At 57.8% G+C, this 19,859-nt stretch carries 14 protein-coding genes; 10 read left to right on the top strand and 4 right to left on the bottom strand.

What is annotated here, in order from left to right; all coding sequences use genetic code 11:
• Positions 1-8: 8 nt before the first annotated feature.
• Positions 9-3,140 carry an exonuclease subunit SbcC gene (gene sbcC / locus ACOTXD_RS07950; protein WP_061855961.1) on the bottom strand — a complete coding sequence of 1,044 codons (3,132 nt, stop codon included), beginning with the start codon at positions 3,138-3,140 and terminating at the stop codon, positions 9-11.
• Positions 3,137-4,342 carry an exonuclease subunit SbcD gene (sbcD, locus tag ACOTXD_RS07945; protein WP_023315504.1) on the bottom strand — a complete coding sequence of 402 codons (1,206 nt, stop codon included), beginning with the start codon at positions 4,340-4,342 and terminating at the stop codon, positions 3,137-3,139. The genes sbcC and sbcD overlap by 4 nt, the downstream gene beginning before the upstream one ends.
• 187 nt (positions 4,343-4,529) lie before the next feature.
• Between sbcD and phoB the strand changes: the two genes are divergently transcribed.
• From phoB to ACOTXD_RS07910, 7 genes are all read left to right on the top strand, one after another.
• A complete protein-coding gene (gene phoB / locus ACOTXD_RS07940; RefSeq protein WP_003859122.1) occupies positions 4,530-5,219 on the top strand; it encodes a phosphate response regulator transcription factor PhoB in 690 nt (229 codons plus the stop codon).
• A 21-nt stretch (positions 5,220-5,240) separates the two neighbouring features.
• On the top strand, positions 5,241-6,536 hold the full coding sequence (gene phoR, locus ACOTXD_RS07935; RefSeq protein WP_032657349.1) for a phosphate regulon sensor histidine kinase PhoR: 1,296 nt from the start codon (positions 5,241-5,243) through the stop codon (positions 6,534-6,536).
• A gap of 408 nt (positions 6,537-6,944) precedes the next feature.
• On the top strand, positions 6,945-8,264 hold the full coding sequence (gene brnQ, locus ACOTXD_RS07930) for a branched-chain amino acid transporter carrier protein BrnQ (protein ID WP_061855960.1): 1,320 nt from the start codon (positions 6,945-6,947) through the stop codon (positions 8,262-8,264).
• Positions 8,265-8,345: 81 nt separating this feature from the next.
• Positions 8,346-9,719, top strand: coding sequence for a proline-specific permease ProY (proY, locus tag ACOTXD_RS07925; RefSeq protein WP_003859117.1), 1,374 nt, complete (start codon positions 8,346-8,348; stop codon positions 9,717-9,719).
• Positions 9,720-9,881: 162 nt separating this feature from the next.
• On the top strand, positions 9,882-11,699 hold the full coding sequence (gene malZ / locus ACOTXD_RS07920) for a maltodextrin glucosidase (protein WP_061855959.1): 1,818 nt from the start codon (positions 9,882-9,884) through the stop codon (positions 11,697-11,699).
• A gap of 91 nt (positions 11,700-11,790) precedes the next feature.
• Positions 11,791-14,400 carry a DUF2339 domain-containing protein gene (locus ACOTXD_RS07915; RefSeq protein ID WP_061855958.1) on the top strand — a complete coding sequence of 870 codons (2,610 nt, stop codon included), beginning with the start codon at positions 11,791-11,793 and terminating at the stop codon, positions 14,398-14,400.
• Positions 14,397-15,776, top strand: coding sequence for a DUF3999 domain-containing protein (locus ACOTXD_RS07910; protein ID WP_061855957.1), 1,380 nt, complete (start codon positions 14,397-14,399; stop codon positions 15,774-15,776). The genes ACOTXD_RS07915 and ACOTXD_RS07910 overlap by 4 nt, the downstream gene beginning before the upstream one ends.
• 49 nt (positions 15,777-15,825) lie before the next feature.
• Here ACOTXD_RS07910 and ACOTXD_RS07905 read toward each other — a convergent pair whose 3' ends face one another.
• Positions 15,826-16,428, bottom strand: a complete 603-nt coding sequence (locus tag ACOTXD_RS07905; protein WP_003859113.1) for a peroxiredoxin C — start codon at positions 16,426-16,428, stop codon at positions 15,826-15,828.
• A 127-nt stretch (positions 16,429-16,555) separates the two neighbouring features.
• Positions 16,556-17,137, bottom strand: coding sequence for an ACP phosphodiesterase (gene acpH, locus ACOTXD_RS07900; RefSeq protein WP_022650455.1), 582 nt, complete (start codon positions 17,135-17,137; stop codon positions 16,556-16,558).
• 92 nt (positions 17,138-17,229) lie between these two features.
• On the opposite strand from acpH, the gene queA reads away from it, so the two are divergent.
• Genes queA through yajC form a run of 3 tightly spaced genes read left to right on the top strand, consistent with a single transcriptional unit; the run spans position 17,230 to position 19,836 of the window.
• Positions 17,230-18,300 carry a tRNA preQ1(34) S-adenosylmethionine ribosyltransferase-isomerase QueA gene (gene queA / locus ACOTXD_RS07895; RefSeq protein ID WP_006809916.1) on the top strand — a complete coding sequence of 357 codons (1,071 nt, stop codon included), beginning with the start codon at positions 17,230-17,232 and terminating at the stop codon, positions 18,298-18,300.
• Positions 18,301-18,353: 53 nt separating this feature from the next.
• A complete protein-coding gene (tgt, locus tag ACOTXD_RS07890; RefSeq protein ID WP_003859110.1) occupies positions 18,354-19,481 on the top strand; it encodes a tRNA guanosine(34) transglycosylase Tgt in 1,128 nt (375 codons plus the stop codon).
• Between the two features lie 22 nt (positions 19,482-19,503).
• On the top strand, positions 19,504-19,836 hold the full coding sequence (yajC, locus tag ACOTXD_RS07885; protein ID WP_003859109.1) for a preprotein translocase subunit YajC: 333 nt from the start codon (positions 19,504-19,506) through the stop codon (positions 19,834-19,836).
• Positions 19,837-19,859: the final 23 nt, after the last annotated feature.

The following is a 19,859-nucleotide window of genomic DNA, read 5'->3' as shown; positions in this document are numbered from 1 at the left end:
TCCCCCATTCAATTCACCGCAAACTCCCTGTCCAGCCTGCTATACCCCAGCCCGTTGATCTTCTTCACCTTGATCTGCACCGGAATACGCTCTTTCATCGCCTCAACGTGGCTGATCACGCCGATGGTTTTCCCGGTGGCGTTCAGTGCGTCGAGCGCATCCAGCGCGGTGTCCAGCGTTTCACTGTCGAGCGTGCCGAACCCTTCATCCAGGAACAGCGAATCAATGCGCGTTTTGTGACTGACCAGATCGGAAAGCGCTAAAGCCAGCGCCAGACTGACCAGGAAACTCTCCCCGCCGGAAAGGGTACGGGTATCGCGTATCGCATCGGCCTGCCAGGTATCGACCACTTCCAGCTCCAGCGCGTCGCTGGCTTTACGCTGAAGCAGATAGCGGCCATGCAGACGGTTGAGCTGCTGGTTGGCAAGCCACACCAGATTATCCAGCGTTAGCCCCTGGGCGAATTTACGGAATTTATCGCCGGTGCTGGAGCCTATCAGCGCATTGAGATAGCCCCAGTCGTCGGCCTGACGCGCCGCCTCCTCAATCTGCTGCATAAGCGCCTGCTGGTGCAGACGGTTATCGGCGTCCTGTTTGAGCTGCTGGCGGATCTCCCCCTGATGCGTGGTGTTGTCCCGAAGCTGTTGCGCCAGCTGATGTAACTGCGCCTGAAGCGTTGCGGCATCGGTTTCCAGCCCCTCGGGGCGCTGTGCCTGATGCGCCTGAAGCTGCTGGCTTGCCTGCACCGAAAGCGCCGTGGTCTGCTGGAGCTGGTTTTCCAGCGTCTGCTTTTGCTGTTCAAGCTGGCGGATCGACGCTTCATCCAGCAGGGCGGAGAGAAATGCCTCCCGATCGGCAAAGCAGCTCGCGGTCAGCGCGGCGTTGAACTGAGCCTGTGATTGCTGGAGCCGTTCACGCTCAAGCGTCTCCTGCTGCTGGAGGGTGGTGAGCTGGCTTTGCAGCGACACGCATTCGTCGTGGATGCCGCGCCACTTCTCAGGTATAACCGCGTCGGCTTCTGTATCATCGGTAACCGGCAGCGTCTCCAGGATTGGCATCAGGGCGTTAATACGTTCCTGAATCGTACCGTGCTGGGCCTGTTTTTCCTGCCACAGGGTATATTCGCTTTCGCGCGCGCTCAGCCAGGCGCTTTCGGCCCCTTCATCGGGCACGCTAAGCGACAGCGACTCTAGCGAGGCCGCCAGCGCCTGACGCGTCGCCGTCAGCTGCTGCTGGTACTGGCGCGCCTGACCTTCCTGTTCAATGAGCTGGTTTTGCAGCGTCAGACGCTGGCTGAGCTGATACAGCTGGCGTTCATACTGCTCCTGTGCGCTCATCCAGAGTGCTATATCATCCTGAATATTCAGCGCTATGTTCAGGGAGGTGCAGACCTCCAGCCACTCTTTAGTGAGTGCTTGCTCTTCCTGAGAGAGAGCCTGTGCTTCCTCAGTCTCGCGCTGGATCTGTTGGGTCAGCGCATTCACCTGCCCGAGCACCAGCAATCCTTCCTCTTTTAGCGCGGCAACCTCTTTCTCCAGCGCGTCGCGGCGGCGCTGATTGTCAGTCAGTTCAAGCGCCTGATACTGCACAACTGCCGGGTGTTCGCGTGAACCGCAGAGCGGGCAAGGCTTACCCGCTTCCAGCTGAGCACGATAATTCTCAAGATCCTTGATTGTCGCCTCACGCTCACAGAGCGCTTTCAGGTCGGCATAGTGCTGATTTTTTTCTTTGAACTGCTGACGCCGCAGGATCAGCGTTTCATTGAGCTTACCCTGCTCAGCCTGCGCTTTCTGCACGCTTTCCGCATTCTGGCGCAGCCGTTTTTGCAGCGGCTGATAGCGAGCGTGAAGCGCAGTCAGACGCTGGCGGAGCGCCCGCGATTGTGCCTGTTGCTCCATTGCCGTCGCGAGATCCTCAGCCGTCAGCGTCAGCGTACTCTCCGGCAGCTCAGCCAGCTTCTGACGAAGCTCAGCCATGCGCGCTGCCTGGGCAACAAGCTGATTTTTATCGCGATTCAGCTGCGTAAAATGCGCCCGCCAGCCGGCAATTTCCTGTCCCCACTGACGGAAACGATCGTGTTCGGTTAGCCACTGCGTCAGCGCCGTGTGCTCTGTCTGCAACTGTTCACGGTTGCGCTGCGCACCGTTGCGGATACGCGCGCGCTGTGCCGCTCTGTCGAGTAAGCGAGTATTTACTTCGACAATTCGCTCTGCGGTCTGCGACAGGCAGGCGGTCTGCTCCTGCTGGTGCTGCCATAGCGGACGTAGCTGGGCGGCGGGCTGCGCCAGCTGGAGCTTAGCCAGTTGCGGCGCGGCGTCCGTCAGAGCCTGTTGCGCCTGCTGCTGCGAAGCGGCTGCGCGCTGCTGCTCACGTATCAGTTCGTCGTTACGCGTAAGCCACTGAAAATCTTTCTGTTGGCTCTGCTGCTGTGCCAGCAGGATTTTCTCTTCGTCAGTAAGTGCCTGCAAACTTTGCTGCAAGTGCTGCTGCTGTTCCTCGCTCAGCAGCACAACCCCTGCGGCCTGCGCTTCGCACATCTCCAGCGCGTTACGTGCCGCTTTGTGTTTTTCAAAAACCATGGCGGAAATCTGGCCGTAAATTTCCGTGCCGGTCAGTTCCTCCAGCAGCTCAGCGCGATCGCTCGGTTTAGCATTCAGGAAGGCGGCAAACTGCCCCTGCGAGAGCAACATCGAGCGGGTAAAGCGACCATAGTCCAGCCCGGTGAGTGCGGCGGTTTGTTCCAGCTTATCCGTGACTTTGTCGGCCAGAATTTTGCCGTCTTCGCAGCGGGCCAGCTCTACGCGCGGTGCCTGTAAGTTCCCGTCCGGCTGGTTGCGGGCGCGGTTCTGGCTCCAGAAAGCGCGATAAGCAACGCCTTTGACCTCAAATTCCACTTCCGCCAGGCATTCGGCGGTATCGCGCGTCATCAGGTCGTTTTGCGCCTGAGAGACCTTATTAAGACGCGGCGTTTCGTGGTACAGCGCCAGGCAGATGGCATCCAGCAGCGTGGTTTTACCCGCGCCGGTTGCGCCGGTGATGGCAAACAGCCCGTTGCTGGCGAACGGCTCCGCGGTGAAATCAATTTTCCACTCACCCTTTAGCGAATTCAGATTTTTCAGACGCAGGCTCAGAATTTTCATGCGTTTTCGTCCTCGTCATGGAGGGAGTGCAGGGTCTGGGCAAACAGCTCGTTAAGCCTGGTGCGTCTGGCCTCGTCCACCTCTTCATGCGCAAGCCGCCGCGCGAACACCTCTTCAACCCGAAGTTCGCTAAGCGTTTCACGCTGGGCGTTGAGCAGTATTTTCTCGCGCTGCTCGCGGCTGCGGCGTACCAGCAGTACTTCCACGGGAAGGTCTTCCGTCAGCGTCTGAATTTTACGCTGCATATCGTACAGGTAGTCGTCGGTGGTGATTTCGATATCGAGCCAGACGGGGGGATTAAGCGCTGCGCCGCGCCACTGCTCAAGCTGAGCGGTAATGGCGGCCAGATCGCCTTTCAGCACCGCCAGCGGCTGGGTGACCGGCACCTCAAACGTCTCAACGGCGCTAAGTTTGCCTTCGGTGAAGCTCACCAGATGCACGGATTTGGCTTTGCCCGTTTCGTCAAAACTGAGCGAAATGGGCGAGCCGCAGTAGCGGATATGCTCGCAGCCGCCGATGATCTGCGCCCGGTGAATATGCCCGAGGGCAATGTAGTCGGCGGGGGGGAAGTTTTGCGCCGGAAACGCGTCCAGCGTACCGATATAGATCTCGCGCACCGCGTCACTCTTACTGGCTCCGACGGTGGTGAGGTGTCCGGTGGCAATGATCGGAATGGCCTGATCGCCGCGCAGGGCGCAGGCTTCCGTATGCTGCTGGTGATAATAGCGGGTGATGGCCTGCAACAGATGCTGCTGTTTTTCGCTGCCGGACAGACCCGCCTGGCTTTGCACGATATCGCGCGGGCGTAAAAACGGGATTGGGCACAGCACCGCGCCCGGCGTGCCGTCGCGTTTTTTCAGGATCTGCGGCGCGTGCCCGGCGCTGGCCACCACGGTGGTATTGAGGAACGCCAGAATATCGCGGGATTCATTCAGCGTCGCCACCGAGTCATGATTTCCGGCGACAATCACCAGGTGACAACCGGTTTGCTGGAGGTTGACCACAAAACGGTTGTATAGCTCACGCGCATAGCTCGGCGGCGATCCGGTATCAAAAATGTCGCCCGCCACAATAATCGCGTCCACCTCGTGAGCCTGAGCCGTCTCCAGCAGCCAGTTCAGGAACGCTTCATGTTCCGCGGCGCGGCTTTTGCTGTAAAAATTTTGACCCAGGTGCCAGTCTGAGGTGTGAAGTATGCGCATAAAAGATCCGTGGCAATAATAAGAAAGCAGGATTATAAACTTTCGTGGAACGGAAAATAACCGCTGTAATAAAACAACAGTTTGCCATTTATAGTGGTAATGTTTTTCATAAATCTGTCATAAATCTGACGCATAATGACGCCGCATTACAGACTTGTAACTTAAATACGATAAGACAGGGCAAAGTATGGCGAGACGTATTCTGGTCGTAGAAGATGAAGCTCCGATCCGTGAAATGGTGTGCTTCGTGCTTGAACAAAATGGCTTCCAGCCGGTTGAAGCGGAAGATTATGACAGCGCGGTGAACCAGCTGAATGAACCCTGGCCCGATCTGATCCTGCTGGACTGGATGCTGCCTGGCGGTTCCGGATTGCAGTTTATCAAGCATATCAAACGCGAGGCGATGACCCGTGATATCCCGGTGGTGATGCTGACGGCGCGCGGCGAGGAAGAGGATCGCGTGCGCGGTCTGGAAACCGGCGCGGACGATTACATCACCAAACCGTTCTCCCCGAAAGAGCTGGTGGCGCGTATCAAAGCCGTGATGCGCCGTATTTCACCGATGGCGGTGGAAGAGGTGATTGAGATGCAGGGGCTGAGCCTGGATCCTACCTCGCACCGGGTCATGACCGGTGAAAATCCCCTCGATATGGGCCCCACCGAATTTAAACTCCTGCACTTCTTTATGACCCACCCGGAGCGCGTTTACAGCCGCGAACAGTTGCTGAATAACGTCTGGGGAACTAACGTCTATGTCGAAGACCGAACGGTTGACGTCCATATTCGCCGCCTGCGTAAAGCACTGGAACTGAGCGGCCACGATCGCATGGTACAGACGGTCCGCGGCACGGGTTATCGCTTCTCGACCCGTTTCTGAACAATGACAGGAGTGTGACGCGTGCTGGAACGTCTGTCATGGAAAAGGCTCGTCTTTGAACTGATCTTATGCTGTATTCCGGCCCTCATTCTGGGGGCTATCTTTGGCTATCTGCCGTGGTTTTTACTGGTGGCCGTGACGGGATTGCTCGTCTGGCATTTCTGGAATTTACTGCGTCTTTCCTGGTGGCTGTGGGTCGACAGAAGTATGACACCTCCGCCGGGAAGCGGGAGCTGGGAACCGCTTCTCTACGGCCTGCACCAGATGCAGATGCGTAATAAAAAGCGCCGTCGTGAGCTGGGAAGCCTGATCAAACGCTTTCGTAGCGGTGCGGAGTCGCTGCCGGACGCGGTGATCCTGACGACGGAAGAAGGGACCATCTTCTGGTGTAATGGCCTCGCGCAACAGCTGTTGGGCCTGCGCTGGCCGGATGATAACGGTCAGAACATCCTCAACCTTCTGCGCTATCCCGAGTTCACGCTGTATCTGAAAAAGCGGGATTTTTCGCGCCCGCACAATCTGAAGCTCAATAACGGTCGCCATCTGGAGATCCGCGTGATGCCCTACAGCGATCGGCAGTGGCTGATGGTGGCGAGGGACGTTACCCAGATGCACCAGCTTGAGGGCGCGAGACGTAACTTCTTTGCCAACGTCAGCCACGAGCTGCGTACGCCGTTGACGGTGCTTCAGGGCTACCTGGAGATGATGCAGGAGCAAACGCTTGAGGGGGCGCCGCGTGAGAAAGCGCTGCATACCATGAGGGAGCAGACGTTCCGCATGGAAGGGCTGGTCAAACAGCTGCTGACGCTTTCAAAAATTGAGGCTGCCCCGTCGCTGGCGCTAAATGACATCATTGATGTGCCGATGATGTTGCGGGTGGTGGAGCGCGAAGCCCAAACGCTGAGTCATAATCAGCACACCCTGAGTTTTGACGTTGATAACACGCTGAAAGTGCTCGGCAGTGAAGATGAGCTGCGAAGCGCTATCTCAAACCTGATCTATAACGCCGTGAATCACACCCCGAAAGGGACGCATATCGCGGTGCGCTGGCAGCATACCCCGGCGGGCGCTGAGTTTAGCGTCGAGGACAACGGGCCGGGGATTGGGCCTGAACACCTCCCGCGTCTCACTGAACGGTTCTACCGGGTGGATAAGGCGCGCTCGCGGCAGACCGGCGGAAGCGGACTGGGGCTGGCAATTGTGAAGCATGCCGTCAGCCACCACGAAAGCCGGCTCAATATCGAAAGCACCCTCGGTAAGGGCACGCGCTTTAGCTTCGTGATTCCGGAACGATTAATTGCCAAAAAAAGCGCCTGACAGCGTGTGTGTCAGGCTACCTTTCCACGGGCCAGCGTTGCTGGCCCGTTTGCTTTGCAGTCAAGCGAAACGCGGATGAATATTATACGGCTGGTGCTTTTTTGTTCGCATGATTAGCCATGAGTTTTTCTTATACATGGCATATTATGTTGGTCTGGATTTTCATGCTGGCATATTGTTCTGGTTTTACGATCCCTTCTTGCCTTTAAACGTTATAAGCGTTTAAATTGCCCCCCATATACTGTCAGACCGACTGTATTTGCGTGGTAAATCGAAAAACTATTCTTCGCCACGCCAGGACGGGAGCATATCCCGCTGAAATTGAGCAAATTTTCCGCTGTATCGTCCCATCAGGGATGGCGAAAATCTCAACGTATTCAACACCACATCCACAGGCAGTAAGGTTTTATGACCCATCACTTGAAATCGCGTGACATTATCGCGCTGGGCTTTATGACATTTGCGCTGTTCGTTGGCGCAGGTAACATCATTTTTCCTCCAATGGTTGGCTTACAGGCGGGTGAACACGTCTGGACGGCTGCGTTTGGCTTCCTGCTTACTGCCGTGGGCCTGCCGGTACTGACCGTTATCGCGCTGGCGAAAGTCGGTGGCGGTGTGGACAGCCTCAGCACCCCGATTGGCAAAGTGGCTGGCGTTCTGCTGGCAACCGTCTGCTATCTGGCCGTTGGCCCGCTGTTCGCGACCCCGCGCACGGCGACCGTCTCCTTTGAAGTGGGTATCGCCCCGCTGACCGGTGACGGCGCGATGCCACTGTTTATTTACAGCCTCATTTACTTCGCCATCGTGATTCTGGTTTCTCTCTATCCCGGCAAACTGCTGGATACCGTGGGTAACTTCCTGGCACCGCTGAAAATTGTGGCGCTGATTGTGCTGGCGGTTGCGGCCATTGTCTGGCCTGCGGGGCCCATCAGCTCCGCGATGGACGCCTACCAGAACGCGGCGTTCTCAAACGGTTTCGTGAACGGCTATCTGACGATGGATACGCTTGGCGCGATGGTGTTTGGTATTGTTATCGTTAACGCCGCGCGTTCCCGTGGGGTGACCGAAGCGCGCCTGCTGACTCGTTACACTATCTGGGCTGGCCTGATGGCCGGTGTCGGCCTGACGCTGCTGTATCTGGCGCTGTTCCGTCTGGGTTCAGATAGCGCAACGCTGGTCGATCAGAGCGCAAACGGCGCGGCGATCCTGCATGCTTACGTGCAGCGCACCTTTGGTGGTGCAGGCAGTATGCTGCTGGCGGCGCTGATTTTCCTGGCCTGTCTGGTGACGGCGGTGGGTCTGACCTGCGCCTGCGCGGAGTTCTTCGCTCAGTATCTGCCGCTCTCTTACCGCACGCTGGTGTTTATCCTCGGCATCTTCTCCATGGCGGTGTCAAACCTCGGTCTGAGCCACCTGATCCAGGTGTCAATTCCGGTGCTGACGGCTATCTATCCGCCATGTATCGTGCTGGTGGTGCTGAGCTTCACCCGCCCGTGGTGGCATAACTCGACGCGAATTATTGCGCCGGCCATGTTTATCAGCCTGATTTTTGGTATCCTTGACGGGATCAAAGCATCAGCATTTGCAGAAATCCTGCCAGCCTGGACACAGCGTCTGCCGCTGTCCGAGCAGGGCCTGGCCTGGCTGATGCCTTCCGTTGTAGCGCTGGTTCTTGCGATTATCTGGGACCGTGCGGCCGGGCGTCAGGTGACATCCAACGCCCATTAATCAACGGCAACAAATTGTTTAACCACGGGGCTTAAGGCCCCGTGGTTTTTTGTTTTTTTCGTGTTGAATGGCAAGATTTTAATGGAAAGCACTAACAAACTTAAACGTGGATTGAGCACCCGCCACATCCGCTTTATGGCGCTGGGCTCGGCTATCGGCACCGGTCTTTTTTATGGCTCGGCAGATGCCATCAAAATGGCCGGTCCAAGCGTTCTGCTGGCCTACATCATCGGCGGTGCCGCGGCCTATATCATCATGCGTGCGCTGGGGGAGATGTCGGTTCACAACCCGTCTGCCAGCTCGTTTTCACGCTATGCACAAGAGAACTTAGGCCCGCTGGCCGGGTTTATCACTGGCTGGACTTATTGCTTTGAAATCCTGATTGTCGCCATTGCCGATGTGACGGCGTTTGGCATCTATATGGGGGTCTGGTTCCCTGCCGTGCCGCACTGGATCTGGGTGCTGAGCGTGGTGCTGATTATCTGCGCCGTTAACCTGATGAGCGTGAAGGTGTTTGGCGAGCTGGAGTTCTGGTTCTCCTTCTTCAAGGTCGCGACCATTATCATCATGATCCTCGCCGGTTTCGGCATCATCATCTGGGGTATCGGCAACGGTGGGCAGCCAACCGGCATCCATAACCTGTGGAGCAACGGCGGCTTCTTTAGCAACGGCTGGCTCGGGATGGTCATGTCGCTCCAGATGGTCATGTTCGCCTATGGCGGAATCGAGATTATCGGCATCACCGCCGGGGAAGCGAAAGATCCGGAGAAGTCTATTCCGCGCGCCATCAACTCGGTGCCGATGCGTATCCTGGTGTTCTACGTGGGCACGCTGTTTGTGATTATGTCCATCTACCCGTGGAACCAGGTGGGCACCAACGGCAGCCCGTTTGTCCTGACTTTCCAGCATATGGGCATTGCGTTTGCCGCCAGCATTCTCAACTTTGTGGTGCTGACCGCCTCGCTGTCGGCCATCAACAGTGACGTGTTCGGCGTGGGCCGTATGCTGCACGGCATGGCGGAGCAGGGCAGTGCGCCGAAGGTGTTTGCCAAAACGTCGCGTCGCGGCACCCCGTGGGTAACGGTGCTGGTCATGACCGTGGCGCTGCTGTTCTCGGTTTACCTGAACTACATCATGCCGGAGAACGTCTTCCTGGTGATTGCGTCACTGGCGACCTTCGCCACCGTGTGGGTGTGGATCATGATCCTGCTGTCGCAGATTGCGTTCCGTCGCCGCCTGTCGCCAGAAGAGGCCAAAGCGCTGAAGTTTAAAGTGCCGGGCGGCGTGCCAACGACCATTGTCGGTCTGATCTTCCTGGTCTTCATCATTGGCCTGATTGGTTATCACCCGGATACCCGTATTTCCCTGTACGTGGGCTTCGCGTGGATCGTCCTGCTGCTGGTGGGCTGGATGTTTAAATGTCGCCGCGATCGTCAGCTGGCGGAAGCACAGTAACATTCTTTTCCCCTCTCCCCGTGGGAGAGGGTTAGGGTGAGGGCATCAGGCTGCACTGATGCCTCCTCCCCCGTCCTCCTCCCCCAATAAATCCCATCATGGTGAGCTATCCTTAATCACCCTGTGGCAAGGTGACGTCAATTTCATCAAAGGGGATTCGTGATGTTAAACGCCTGGCACCTTCCGGTTGCCCCATTTGTTAAGCAAAACAAAGACAACCTTGTGATTACGCTCTGGCTGGCAGGGGACAATCAGCCTGAACGTGTGACCCTGCGCGCCGAAGTGGATAACGAAGAAACGTCGCTGAAAATGCACAAAGTGCGCAGCCAGCCGCAGCCGGGCGTCACGGCGTGGCGGGCAAATATCGATTTGCGCAGCGGGCAACCGCGTCGCCGCTACGGCTTCAAGCTGCTGTGGAACAACCGCCAGCTGTGGTTTACCCCGCAGGGTTTCAGCCGTTTCCCTCCGGCCAGGCTGGAGCAGTTTGCCGTGGATCACCCGGATAACGGCCCGCAGTGGGTTAACGATCAGGTCTTTTACCAGATTTTCCCGGACCGCTTTGCGCGCAGTGAAAAGCGCACCGTCGATCAGGACAAGGTTTATTACCATCATGCGGTCGGTCACGACATCATTCTGAAAAAATGGGACGAGCCGCTGACCGCCCAGGCGGGGGGATCGACCTTTTACGGCGGCGATCTCGACGGTATCAGCGAAAAACTGCCGTACCTGAAAAAGCTCGGCGTGACGGCGCTGTACCTGAACCCGGTGTTTAAAGCGCCAAGCGTGCACAAATACGATACGCAGGACTACCGCCACGTTGACGAGCAGTTTGGCGGTGACGAAGCGCTGCTGCGGCTGCGGCACAACACGCAAAAAGAGGGTATGCGCCTGATCCTTGATGGCGTGTTCAATCACAGCGGTGATTCTCATGCGTGGTTTGACCGTCACAATCAGTCGATGGGCGGCGCATGCCATAATCCGGACTCACCGCAGCGTGACTGGTACAGTTTTGACGAGAATGGCCGCGCCCTGGACTGGCTGGGCTACCCGAGCCTGCCGAAGCTCGATTTCCAGTCGCCATCGCTGGTGAATGAGATCTACGGCGGCGACGACAGCATCGTGCGCCACTGGCTGAAAGCGCCGTGGAACATGGACGGCTGGCGGCTGGACGTGGTGCATATGCTGGGTGAAGCAGGCGGGGCGCGGAATAACCTTCAGCATGTCGCCGCCATTACCCGGTCGGCAAAAGCGGCCCGGTCGGAAGCATTCGTCTTCGGGGAGCACTTTGGCGACGCGCGTCAGTGGTTGCAGGCTGATGCAGAAGACGCGGCGATGAACTATCGCGGCTTCACCTTCCCGCTGTGGGGTTTCCTCGCTAACACCGATATCTCTTACGATCCGCAGCATATTGACGCCGAAACCTGCATGGCGTGGATGGAAAACTATCGCGCTGGCCTGTCGCATCAGCAGCAGCTGCGGATGTTTAACCAGCTCGACAGCCACGATACCGCACGCTTTAAATCGTTGCTGGGTAAGGATGTGGCGCGTCTGCCGCTGGCGGTGACCTGGCTCTTTACCTGGCCGGGCGTACCCTGCATCTACTATGGCGATGAAGTCGGGCTGGACGGCAACAACGATCCGTTCTGCCGTAAAACTTTCCCGTGGGAGCCTGAAAAGCAGGATAAGGATCTGTTCAGCCTCTACCAGCGCATGGCGACGCTGCGCAAGCAGAGCCAGGCCCTGCGATACGGGGGCTGTCAGGTGATGTACGCCCACGATAACGTGGTGGTGTTTGTCCGCGTCTATAACCAGCAGCGCGTGCTGGTGGCGATCAACCGGGGCGAGGCGTGTGAAGTCGTGCTGGAAGATTCACCGCTGCTGGCTGGTAAAATGTGGAAGAGCAAAGAGGGTAAAGCGACGTTCCAGGGGAGCGTGCTCACGCTGCCAGCGATCTCCGCTGCGGTCTGGTTCGGCAGCTAAGCGCAGGCAGAATGGTTTTCACCTTTTAAGATGGCGCAAATGCAACGATTTGTGTCAATCTTAACGGATCGTTTACGGTGAAGGTGGAAACATGGACGAGCTTTACATCCTTGGCTGTTTGTTCCTGGTTTTTGCGCTGGTCGTGGCACCCGTGCTCGCGGTGATAGGCTTTAACCGAAGCACGGCGGCGCGGCAGGAGATCGCCCGGCTTCGCCAGCGCATTGAGGCGCTCGAGCAGCGTAGTATGGCTGAGAAAGCACCGGAGCAGGTGCAGACCGCCGCGCCGGTGGAGACGCCAGCGCCGGTATCTGAGGCCGTTAACGCACCTGTCGATCCCTGGCGTCCCGAACCGCCCGTCACTGAAGCAGAGCCTGTGCCTGTACCGGCGGCAAAACGTCCTTCCGCCTTTGGCGGCATCCTGTCCTCGCTGACGCGCTGGTTTATGCAGGGCAATCCGCTGGCAAAACTGGGGATTGTACTGCTCTTCCTCGGACTCTCTTTCCTGCTGCGCTATACCGTTGAACATTCACTGTTTCCGCTTGAGCTGCGTCTTGCCGCCACGGCGCTGTTTGCCATGGTTCTGCTGGCCGTTGGATGGCGGCTGCGGCACAGGCAGCGGATCTACGCGCTGATCCTCCAGGGCGGAGCGACCGGCGTGCTTTATCTGACCGTCTTTGGCGCATTCCGGCTGTGGCAGATGCTGCCGATGACGCTGGCGTTTGCGCTGCTGGTGGTGATTTGCGCGGCGAGCGTCGGGCTGGCCGTGTTGCAAAAGGCGCTGAGCCTTGCCATGCTGGCGAGCCTCGGCGGATATCTTGCGCCGCTGCTCCTGTCTACCGGGGGCGGTAGCTTTGTGGCGCTATTCTCCTTCTATCTCCTGCTGTCCATCGGCATTCTCGTCATCAGCATCTGGCAGCACTGGCGCGAGCTCAACCTGCTCGGGCTGCTCTTCACGTTTGGCGTTGGCGGGGTGTGGGGACTGAGCGACTACCAGCCGGAAGACTATGTTATTTGTCAGCTGTTCCTGATTGCCAATACGCTTATTTTTGGCGTGTTTAGCGTGGCGCTGTCGCTGCGGGCGCAGGAAAAAGGCAAACAGATTATTGACGGCGTACTGCTGTTTGCTCCGCCGCTGATTGGTTTTGGGATGCAGTATGGCATGACGTCTCACTGGACGTACGGCCCGGCGCTAAGCGCGCTGGGCTATGGTGCGTTTTACCTCTCGCTGGCGTTTCTCGCGCTGCGGCGTTACCCCTCCATCGGACGACCGCTGGTTATGGCGGCGCTGGCGATCGGCGGCGGGTTTGCCACGCTTGCCATTCCGCTGGCGCTTTCAGCGCGCTGGACGGCGATGGCCTGGGCGCTGGAAGGGCTGGGTATTCTTTGGTTGGGCGTGCAACAGCAGCAGCGGCGCATGAGCTATAGCGGGACGGCGTTGCTGGTGCTGGCGCTCGGCAGCGCGATATGGGCGCAAATGGACGGCGTCACTTCGCTGAGCCTCCTGCTTATTTTCGCAGTGCTCAGTCTTTGCTGGCTGGCTGCGGCCTGGCTGTGGCAGAAAATCGCGCTGCCGGGCAGCTGGGCATTGCTGGCCGGTGGGTTGCTGTTCTGGTTAGTGGCGTTGCTGGGCGCGTCGCAGTTGTTCCTGAAGCAGGAGTTATCGCTTCTGGCAGGCGTGCTGGCGCTGACGGCGGCGTCGACCTGGGGATGGCGGCAGGCTGCCGCTCGTCTGGCATGGTGGGAGCTGGATGCCAGCAAATGGCTGCTGTGGCCGGTGATGCTGCTGATGGTGCTGTATCAGGTCTCGCACCAGCAGATTCTGGCGGCCGGCTGGGCAAATCTGGCCTGGGCTATCGCGCTGCCTGCCGCCCTGATGCTGCTGCGGCGCGACGAAGATAAACTTCTGCCGCGCATCTCAATGGGGCTGCATCTGTCGCTGTTGTGGATGATTTTACTCGCCCTTGCCGCCGAGCTTTACTGGTTTGCCCGCTCCCTGCCATGGGGCATGGCGGCCTGGGGAAGCGGCATTGCGATGGCTGTCGGCGGTGGGGTGATTATGGCGCTCTCCGCGGCCGTACGGCGTCGCGGGTGGCCTTTCCGGGTATGGCCTGCGCTCTACGCCTGCCTTGCCGCGATCCCTGTGGTTGTGGCGCTGGTGGTATTGCTGGTCGTGACCAATTTCCAGGACGGTGTGGTCTATCGACAGACCTGGCTGCCGCTGGTGAACCCGCTTGAGGAAGGGGCGGCGTTCGCGCTGCTGGGGCTGGTAGTATTTTATCGGGCAGTGGATCGCTACTATCCGGCATCGCTTGCGCAGTCCCGACCGTGGCCCGCCGTTGTGCTGATGGCGCTTGGCTTCTGGTGGCTCAACGGCGCGTTGCTGCGTGCGCTGGCGTGGTACGGCGAGGTGGCCTGGAACATGGAATCACTGTGGCATTCGCGGCTTATTCAGACCACCTTTGCCCTGTTCTGGATGTTCTGCGCGCTGGTGGTGATGATCCGCGCCACCCGTCAGGCCTCCCGTCAGCAGTGGCTTGGCGGTGCGGCGCTGCTGGGGGTGGTCATGCTCAAACTGATGCTGGTGGACAGCGCGGGCGGTGGCGGCCTGGCGCGCGCCGTCGCGTTTATTGGCGTGGCGATCCTGGTCCTGATTGTGGGCTATTTCTCGCCGCTACCGCCTAAAGCAGGAGAAGAAAAATGAAATGGATGAATGCGGTTGTTTGTGCAGCACTGCTGGCCATGGCCGGTCCGGCATTCAGCGAGGGCGCGCCAGCGGAATCCCCGCGGGATTATGCCTACGGCCTGTCCCTTGATACCTCTGCCTCTTCGCCGTGGTATCGGGTCATGCTGCCGCTGGCGATTTATCAGCAGAGCACATCGCCCGATCTGCGCGACGTGCGCGTGTTTAATCAGTCGGGCGAGCCTGTACCGTTCAGCCTGGTTACTACGACGCGTCCGCAGCCGGCACCGACCACCACGGCGCTGCGCCTTTTTGCGCTTAACGCCTCGCCGGGCGGGGAAGAGGACAGCGGCGATAAAATTATGCTACGGGCCAGAAACGGCGTGGAAATTGTGCTGGAAGGGCAACACGCTGCGGCTGCCGGACAGCACTATCTGCTGACCCTGCCGGAAAACGCGACGGAGGTTCCGCTCTCTCAGCTCCAGCTTTTCTGGGACACGCCGCAGGGCTCGTGGCAGGGGACGGCATCGGTCTATTACAGCGAGGATCTGAAAAACTGGTATACCTTGCGCGAAGAGATGCCCCTGCTGGACGTGATGAGTGGACGGGAGCGCCTGAAGCTCGACCGCATCGATACCGATCTGGTGTTATCACCTGAGGCGAATCGCTATCTGCTGCTGGTGCTGAACACGGGACGTTCTGCCCTGACGTTAACCGGCGTCAACGCGATTAACGCGTCTGCGCCGCCGGAATCAGAGCACATTAGCCTGGCGGGAGAGGGGGAGCGGTTATCCGAAAGCGAAGCCGTGTGGCGCTGGAAACATCCGCAGCCTCTGAGTGCGATCGCCTTCATGCTGAATGGCGACGGCGTTCTCCCGGCAGAAATAGCCTGGCGGGGGGCGGACAAGGATCGATGGCATACGCTGAAAAAAGAGGTGATCTACCAGCTCGGCGGCAAAACGGCTGAACCTGTTCCGCTCCCGGGCGGGCTGGTCGAGGCGGTAAAAATTAAGACCCTCAATGCGCGACTGCCCGAGAACCTGCCAGGCGTGATAGGGCAGCGCGTGCGCTACGATCTGGTGTTTAACGCGCAGGGGAAGGGGCCGTACCTGCTCGCGTGGGGGAACGGGGCTGCGAAACCGGCGAGCGTGGAGACGGATATGCTGATCCCGACCGAACTGCGTAAAACCTACGATCTGGCAGCCTTGCCGATGGCGGATACGCTGGAACCTGTCCCGCTGGGGGGCGAGGCGCGTTTAACCGCGACGTCTGCGGCTGAGCAGGAAAGCAGAATGAAAACGCTGATGGTCTGGGGCGTACTGATTGCGGGGGTGATGGTGCTTGCGGGTATGGCATGGCGCATCTGGCGCGAGGTAAAAAAAGACGGCGCAGCATAAGCCATAAAAAAACCCGCGTATTCGCGGGTTTTTTCGTAAACCGTGCCGATTACAGGCTGGATACGTTCTCAGACAGGTATTTAGCTACGCCGTCTGGGGAAGCCGCCATACCTTCTTTACCTTTTTCCCACTGAGCCGGGCACACTTCACCGTGCTCTTCGTGGAACTGGAGCGCGTCAACCATGCGCAGCATTTCGTCGATGTTACGACCCAGCGGCAGATCGTTCACAACCTGGTGACGAACGATGCCGTTTGCGTCGATCAGGAAAGAACCACGCAGTGCAACGCCAGCGTCCGGATGTTCGATACCGTAAGCCTGCTGGATTTCGCGTTTGATGTCCGCAACCATCGCGTATTTCACCGCACCGATGCCGCCGTTTTCGACAGGGGTGTTACGCCATGCGTTGTGTACAAATTCAGAGTCGAAGGAGACGCCAACCACTTCCACGCCACGCTTCTGGAATTCTTCGTAACGTTTGTCGAACGCGATCAGCTCAGACGGGCAAACGAAAGTGAAGTCCATTGGCCAGAAGAACAGAACGGTCGCTTTACCGTTGGTATGCTGTTTGAAGTTGAAGTTTTCAACGATTTCACCATTGCCCAGAACGGCGGCAGCTGTAAAATCCGGAGCCGGACGAGTTACCAGAACCATATGATTCTCCTGTAGATACTAAGGTTATTTGGAACGCAACGCGGGCCAGTATAGAGGCAGTACGGGAATAAGACAAAGAGGTGGTAACAATCGTTCCACCAGCTTTTACCTATCAATCATACCGGCATCACAGTTCTTTATTTTTCGCCTGCGTCATCATACGCGGGTAGAACTGCCAGAAGCGGGTTTCCAGCGCATCGTAATGTTCATCCAGGTCATGCCATGAGTCGCGCAGCGCGTCCAGACGCGGTCGACGGCTCGCCATGCCGTTCAGGACGTTCTGAATGAAATCCATCTCGCGGTATCGCTCCAGCCAGCGTTCAGACCAGAGATAGTTATTCAGATTTACAAAGCGCGGCGGGGAGTCCGGCAAAATGATCGACACCTGCGCGTGGGCGTAGCGCACAAACTCAGGCAGCGACATATCAGGCGACAGCTGCGACCAGTGGCGCGACAGGAAATGATCCCACATGACGTCGAGCGTGATCGGCGCCACCCGTCGCGTTTCGGGGCGGAACCAGGTTTTGGCTTCCCTCACTTCCGGCAGGTTATCGGTCAGCACGTCGATGCGGCGGTGCATAAAAATTCCGTCGACAACCTCAGGGGAATACGCTTCCGCCGGGTTGCCGCGTACAAAATCGGCCAGCAAATTGCCGGAGAGGGAGCTGTCCGCGAGGTGAGCGAGATGCAGGTGAGCGAGAAAATTCATGCGTTTTCGTTGTCCGGTGGCGGCTAGTTGTTGCAGCAAAAGGGTGTGAGCACTAGACTATGCCGCCTGTTTTTAAGTCACGAGTATACGTCATGCGCGTCGCCGATTTCTCCTTTGAACTACCTGAATCCCTGATTGCTCACTACCCCATGCCTGAGCGTAGCAGCTGTCGCTTGCTGTCACTGGACGGGCCAACGGGCGCGCTGACGCACGGTACTTTCACCGATCTGCTCGACAAGCTCAACCCTGGCGATCTGCTGGTCTTTAACAATACCCGCGTGATCCCGGCGCGTCTGTTTGGCCGTAAAGCCAGCGGCGGCAAGATTGAGGTGCTGGTCGAACGTATGCTCGATGATAAACGTATTCTGGCACATATTCGCGCCTCCAAAGCGCCGAAGCCGGGCGCGGAGCTGCTGCTGGGGGATGACGAGAGCATCAAAGCGACCATGACCGCGCGTCACGACGCGCTGTTCGAGGTGGAGTTCAACGACGAACGCACGGTGCTTGATATCCTCAACGCCATCGGCCACATGCCGCTGCCGCCGTACATTGAACGCCCGGACGAAGAGGCCGACCGCGAGCTGTATCAGACCGTCTACAGCCAGAAGCCGGGTGCGGTGGCGGCGCCAACGGCGGGCCTGCACTTTGATGAACCGCTGCTGGAAAAGCTGCGCGCCAAGGGCATTGAGATGGCCTTCGTGACGCTGCACGTCGGCGCGGGGACCTTCCAGCCGGTGCGCGTGGACAGCATCGAAGATCACATCATGCACTCTGAGTATGCCGAAGTGCCGCAGGAGGTTGTGGATGCGGTGCTGGCGGCGAAAGCGCGCGGTAGCCGCGTCGTGGCCGTCGGTACAACGTCGGTACGTTCCCTTGAGAGCGCTGCGCAGGCCGCGAAAAGCGAGCTGATTGAACCGTTCTTTGGCGATACGCAGATTTTTATCTACCCGGGCTATCAGTACAAAGTCATTGATGCGCTGGTGACCAACTTCCATCTGCCTGAATCGACGCTGATTATGCTGGTTTCCGCGTTTGCGGGGTATCAGCATACGATGAACGCCTACAAGTCTGCGGTAGAACAAAAATATCGCTTTTTTAGCTACGGTGACGCGATGTTTATCACGTACAATCCGCAGGCTTTGAATGAGCGTGTCGGGGAATAAGTCCGCGGCACTGTGTTACAACGTTGGACTGTTTTTCTGACGTCGGAGAAAAAATGAAATTTGAACTCGATACCACCGATGGTCGCGCGCGTCGCGGTCGTCTGGTGTTTGATCGCGGCGTGGTAGAAACCCCCGCGTTTATGCCTGTGGGCACGTACGGCACCGTAAAAGGAATGACGCCGGAAGAAGTTGAAGCCACTGGCGCACAGATTATCCTCGGCAACACCTTCCACCTGTGGCTGCGTCCAGGCCAGGAGATCATGAAGCTCCACGGCGATCTGCACGACTTCATGCAGTGGAAAGGCCCCATCCTCACCGACTCCGGCGGTTTCCAGGTCTTCAGCCTGGGCGATATCCGTAAGATCACTGAGCAGGGCGTACACTTCCGTAACCCGATCAACGGCGATCCAATCTTCCTCGATCCAGAAAAATCCATGGAGATTCAGTACGATCTCGGCTCCGATATCGTAATGATCTTCGACGAATGTACGCCATATCCAGCGGACTGGGACTACGCCAAGCGTTCTATGGAGATGTCCCTGCGTTGGGCGAAGCGTAGCCGCGACCGTTTTGACTCCCTGCAAAACAAAAATGCGCTGTTCGGCATTATCCAGGGCAGCGTTTACGAAGATTTACGCGATATCTCGGTTAAAGGTCTGGTAGAGATAGGCTTTGATGGCTACGCTGTCGGCGGTTTGGCTGTGGGTGAGCCGAAGGAAGATATGCACCGCATTCTGGAGCATGTCTGCCCGCAAATCCCGGCGGATAAACCACGATACCTGATGGGTGTGGGTAAACCAGAAGATCTGGTGGAAGGCGTACGTCGCGGCATTGATATGTTCGACTGCGTTATGCCAACCCGAAACGCGCGTAACGGTCATCTGTTCGTTACCGATGGCGTGGTGAAAATCCGTAACGCGAAGCATAAGAGTGACACCAGCCCGCTCGATTCCGAGTGCGATTGCTATACCTGTCGCAATTATTCTCGCGCGTACCTGCATCATCTCGATCGTTGCAACGAGATTTTGGGGGCGCGTCTCAATACCATTCATAATCTTCGTTATTATCAGCGCTTAATGGCTGGTTTACGTAAGGCTATCGAAGAGGGTAAATTAGAGAGCTTCGTGACCGATTTCTACCAACGTCAGGGGCGGGATGTTCCACCGTTGAACGTTGATTAATTTTAATAATGAGGGAATTTGAATGAGCTTTTTTATTTCTGATGCGGTAGCAGCAACGGGTGCACCAGCGCAGGGCAGCCCGATGTCTCTGATTCTGATGCTGGTTGTGTTCGGTCTGATCTTCTACTTCATGATCCTGCGTCCACAGCAGAAGCGTACTAAAGAGCACAAAAACCTGATGAACTCCATCGCGAAGGGCGATGAAGTCCTGACCAATGGTGGCCTGGTGGGTCGCGTAACCAAAGTAGCGGAAAACGGCTACATTGCTATCGCCCTCAACGACACCACTGAAGTGGTTATCAAACGTGACTTCGTAGCTGCCGTTCTGCCGAAAGGCACCATGAAGGCGCTGTAATCCCAACTTTTCCCAAAGGGAAC

The organism is Enterobacter cloacae complex sp. CDL013 (assembly GCF_049238805.1).
Classification (GTDB): domain Bacteria; phylum Pseudomonadota; class Gammaproteobacteria; order Enterobacterales; family Enterobacteriaceae; genus Enterobacter; species Enterobacter hormaechei_C.
The sequence above is the reverse complement of the archived record's forward strand: the minus strand, read 5'-3'. Positions and strand labels throughout refer to the sequence as shown.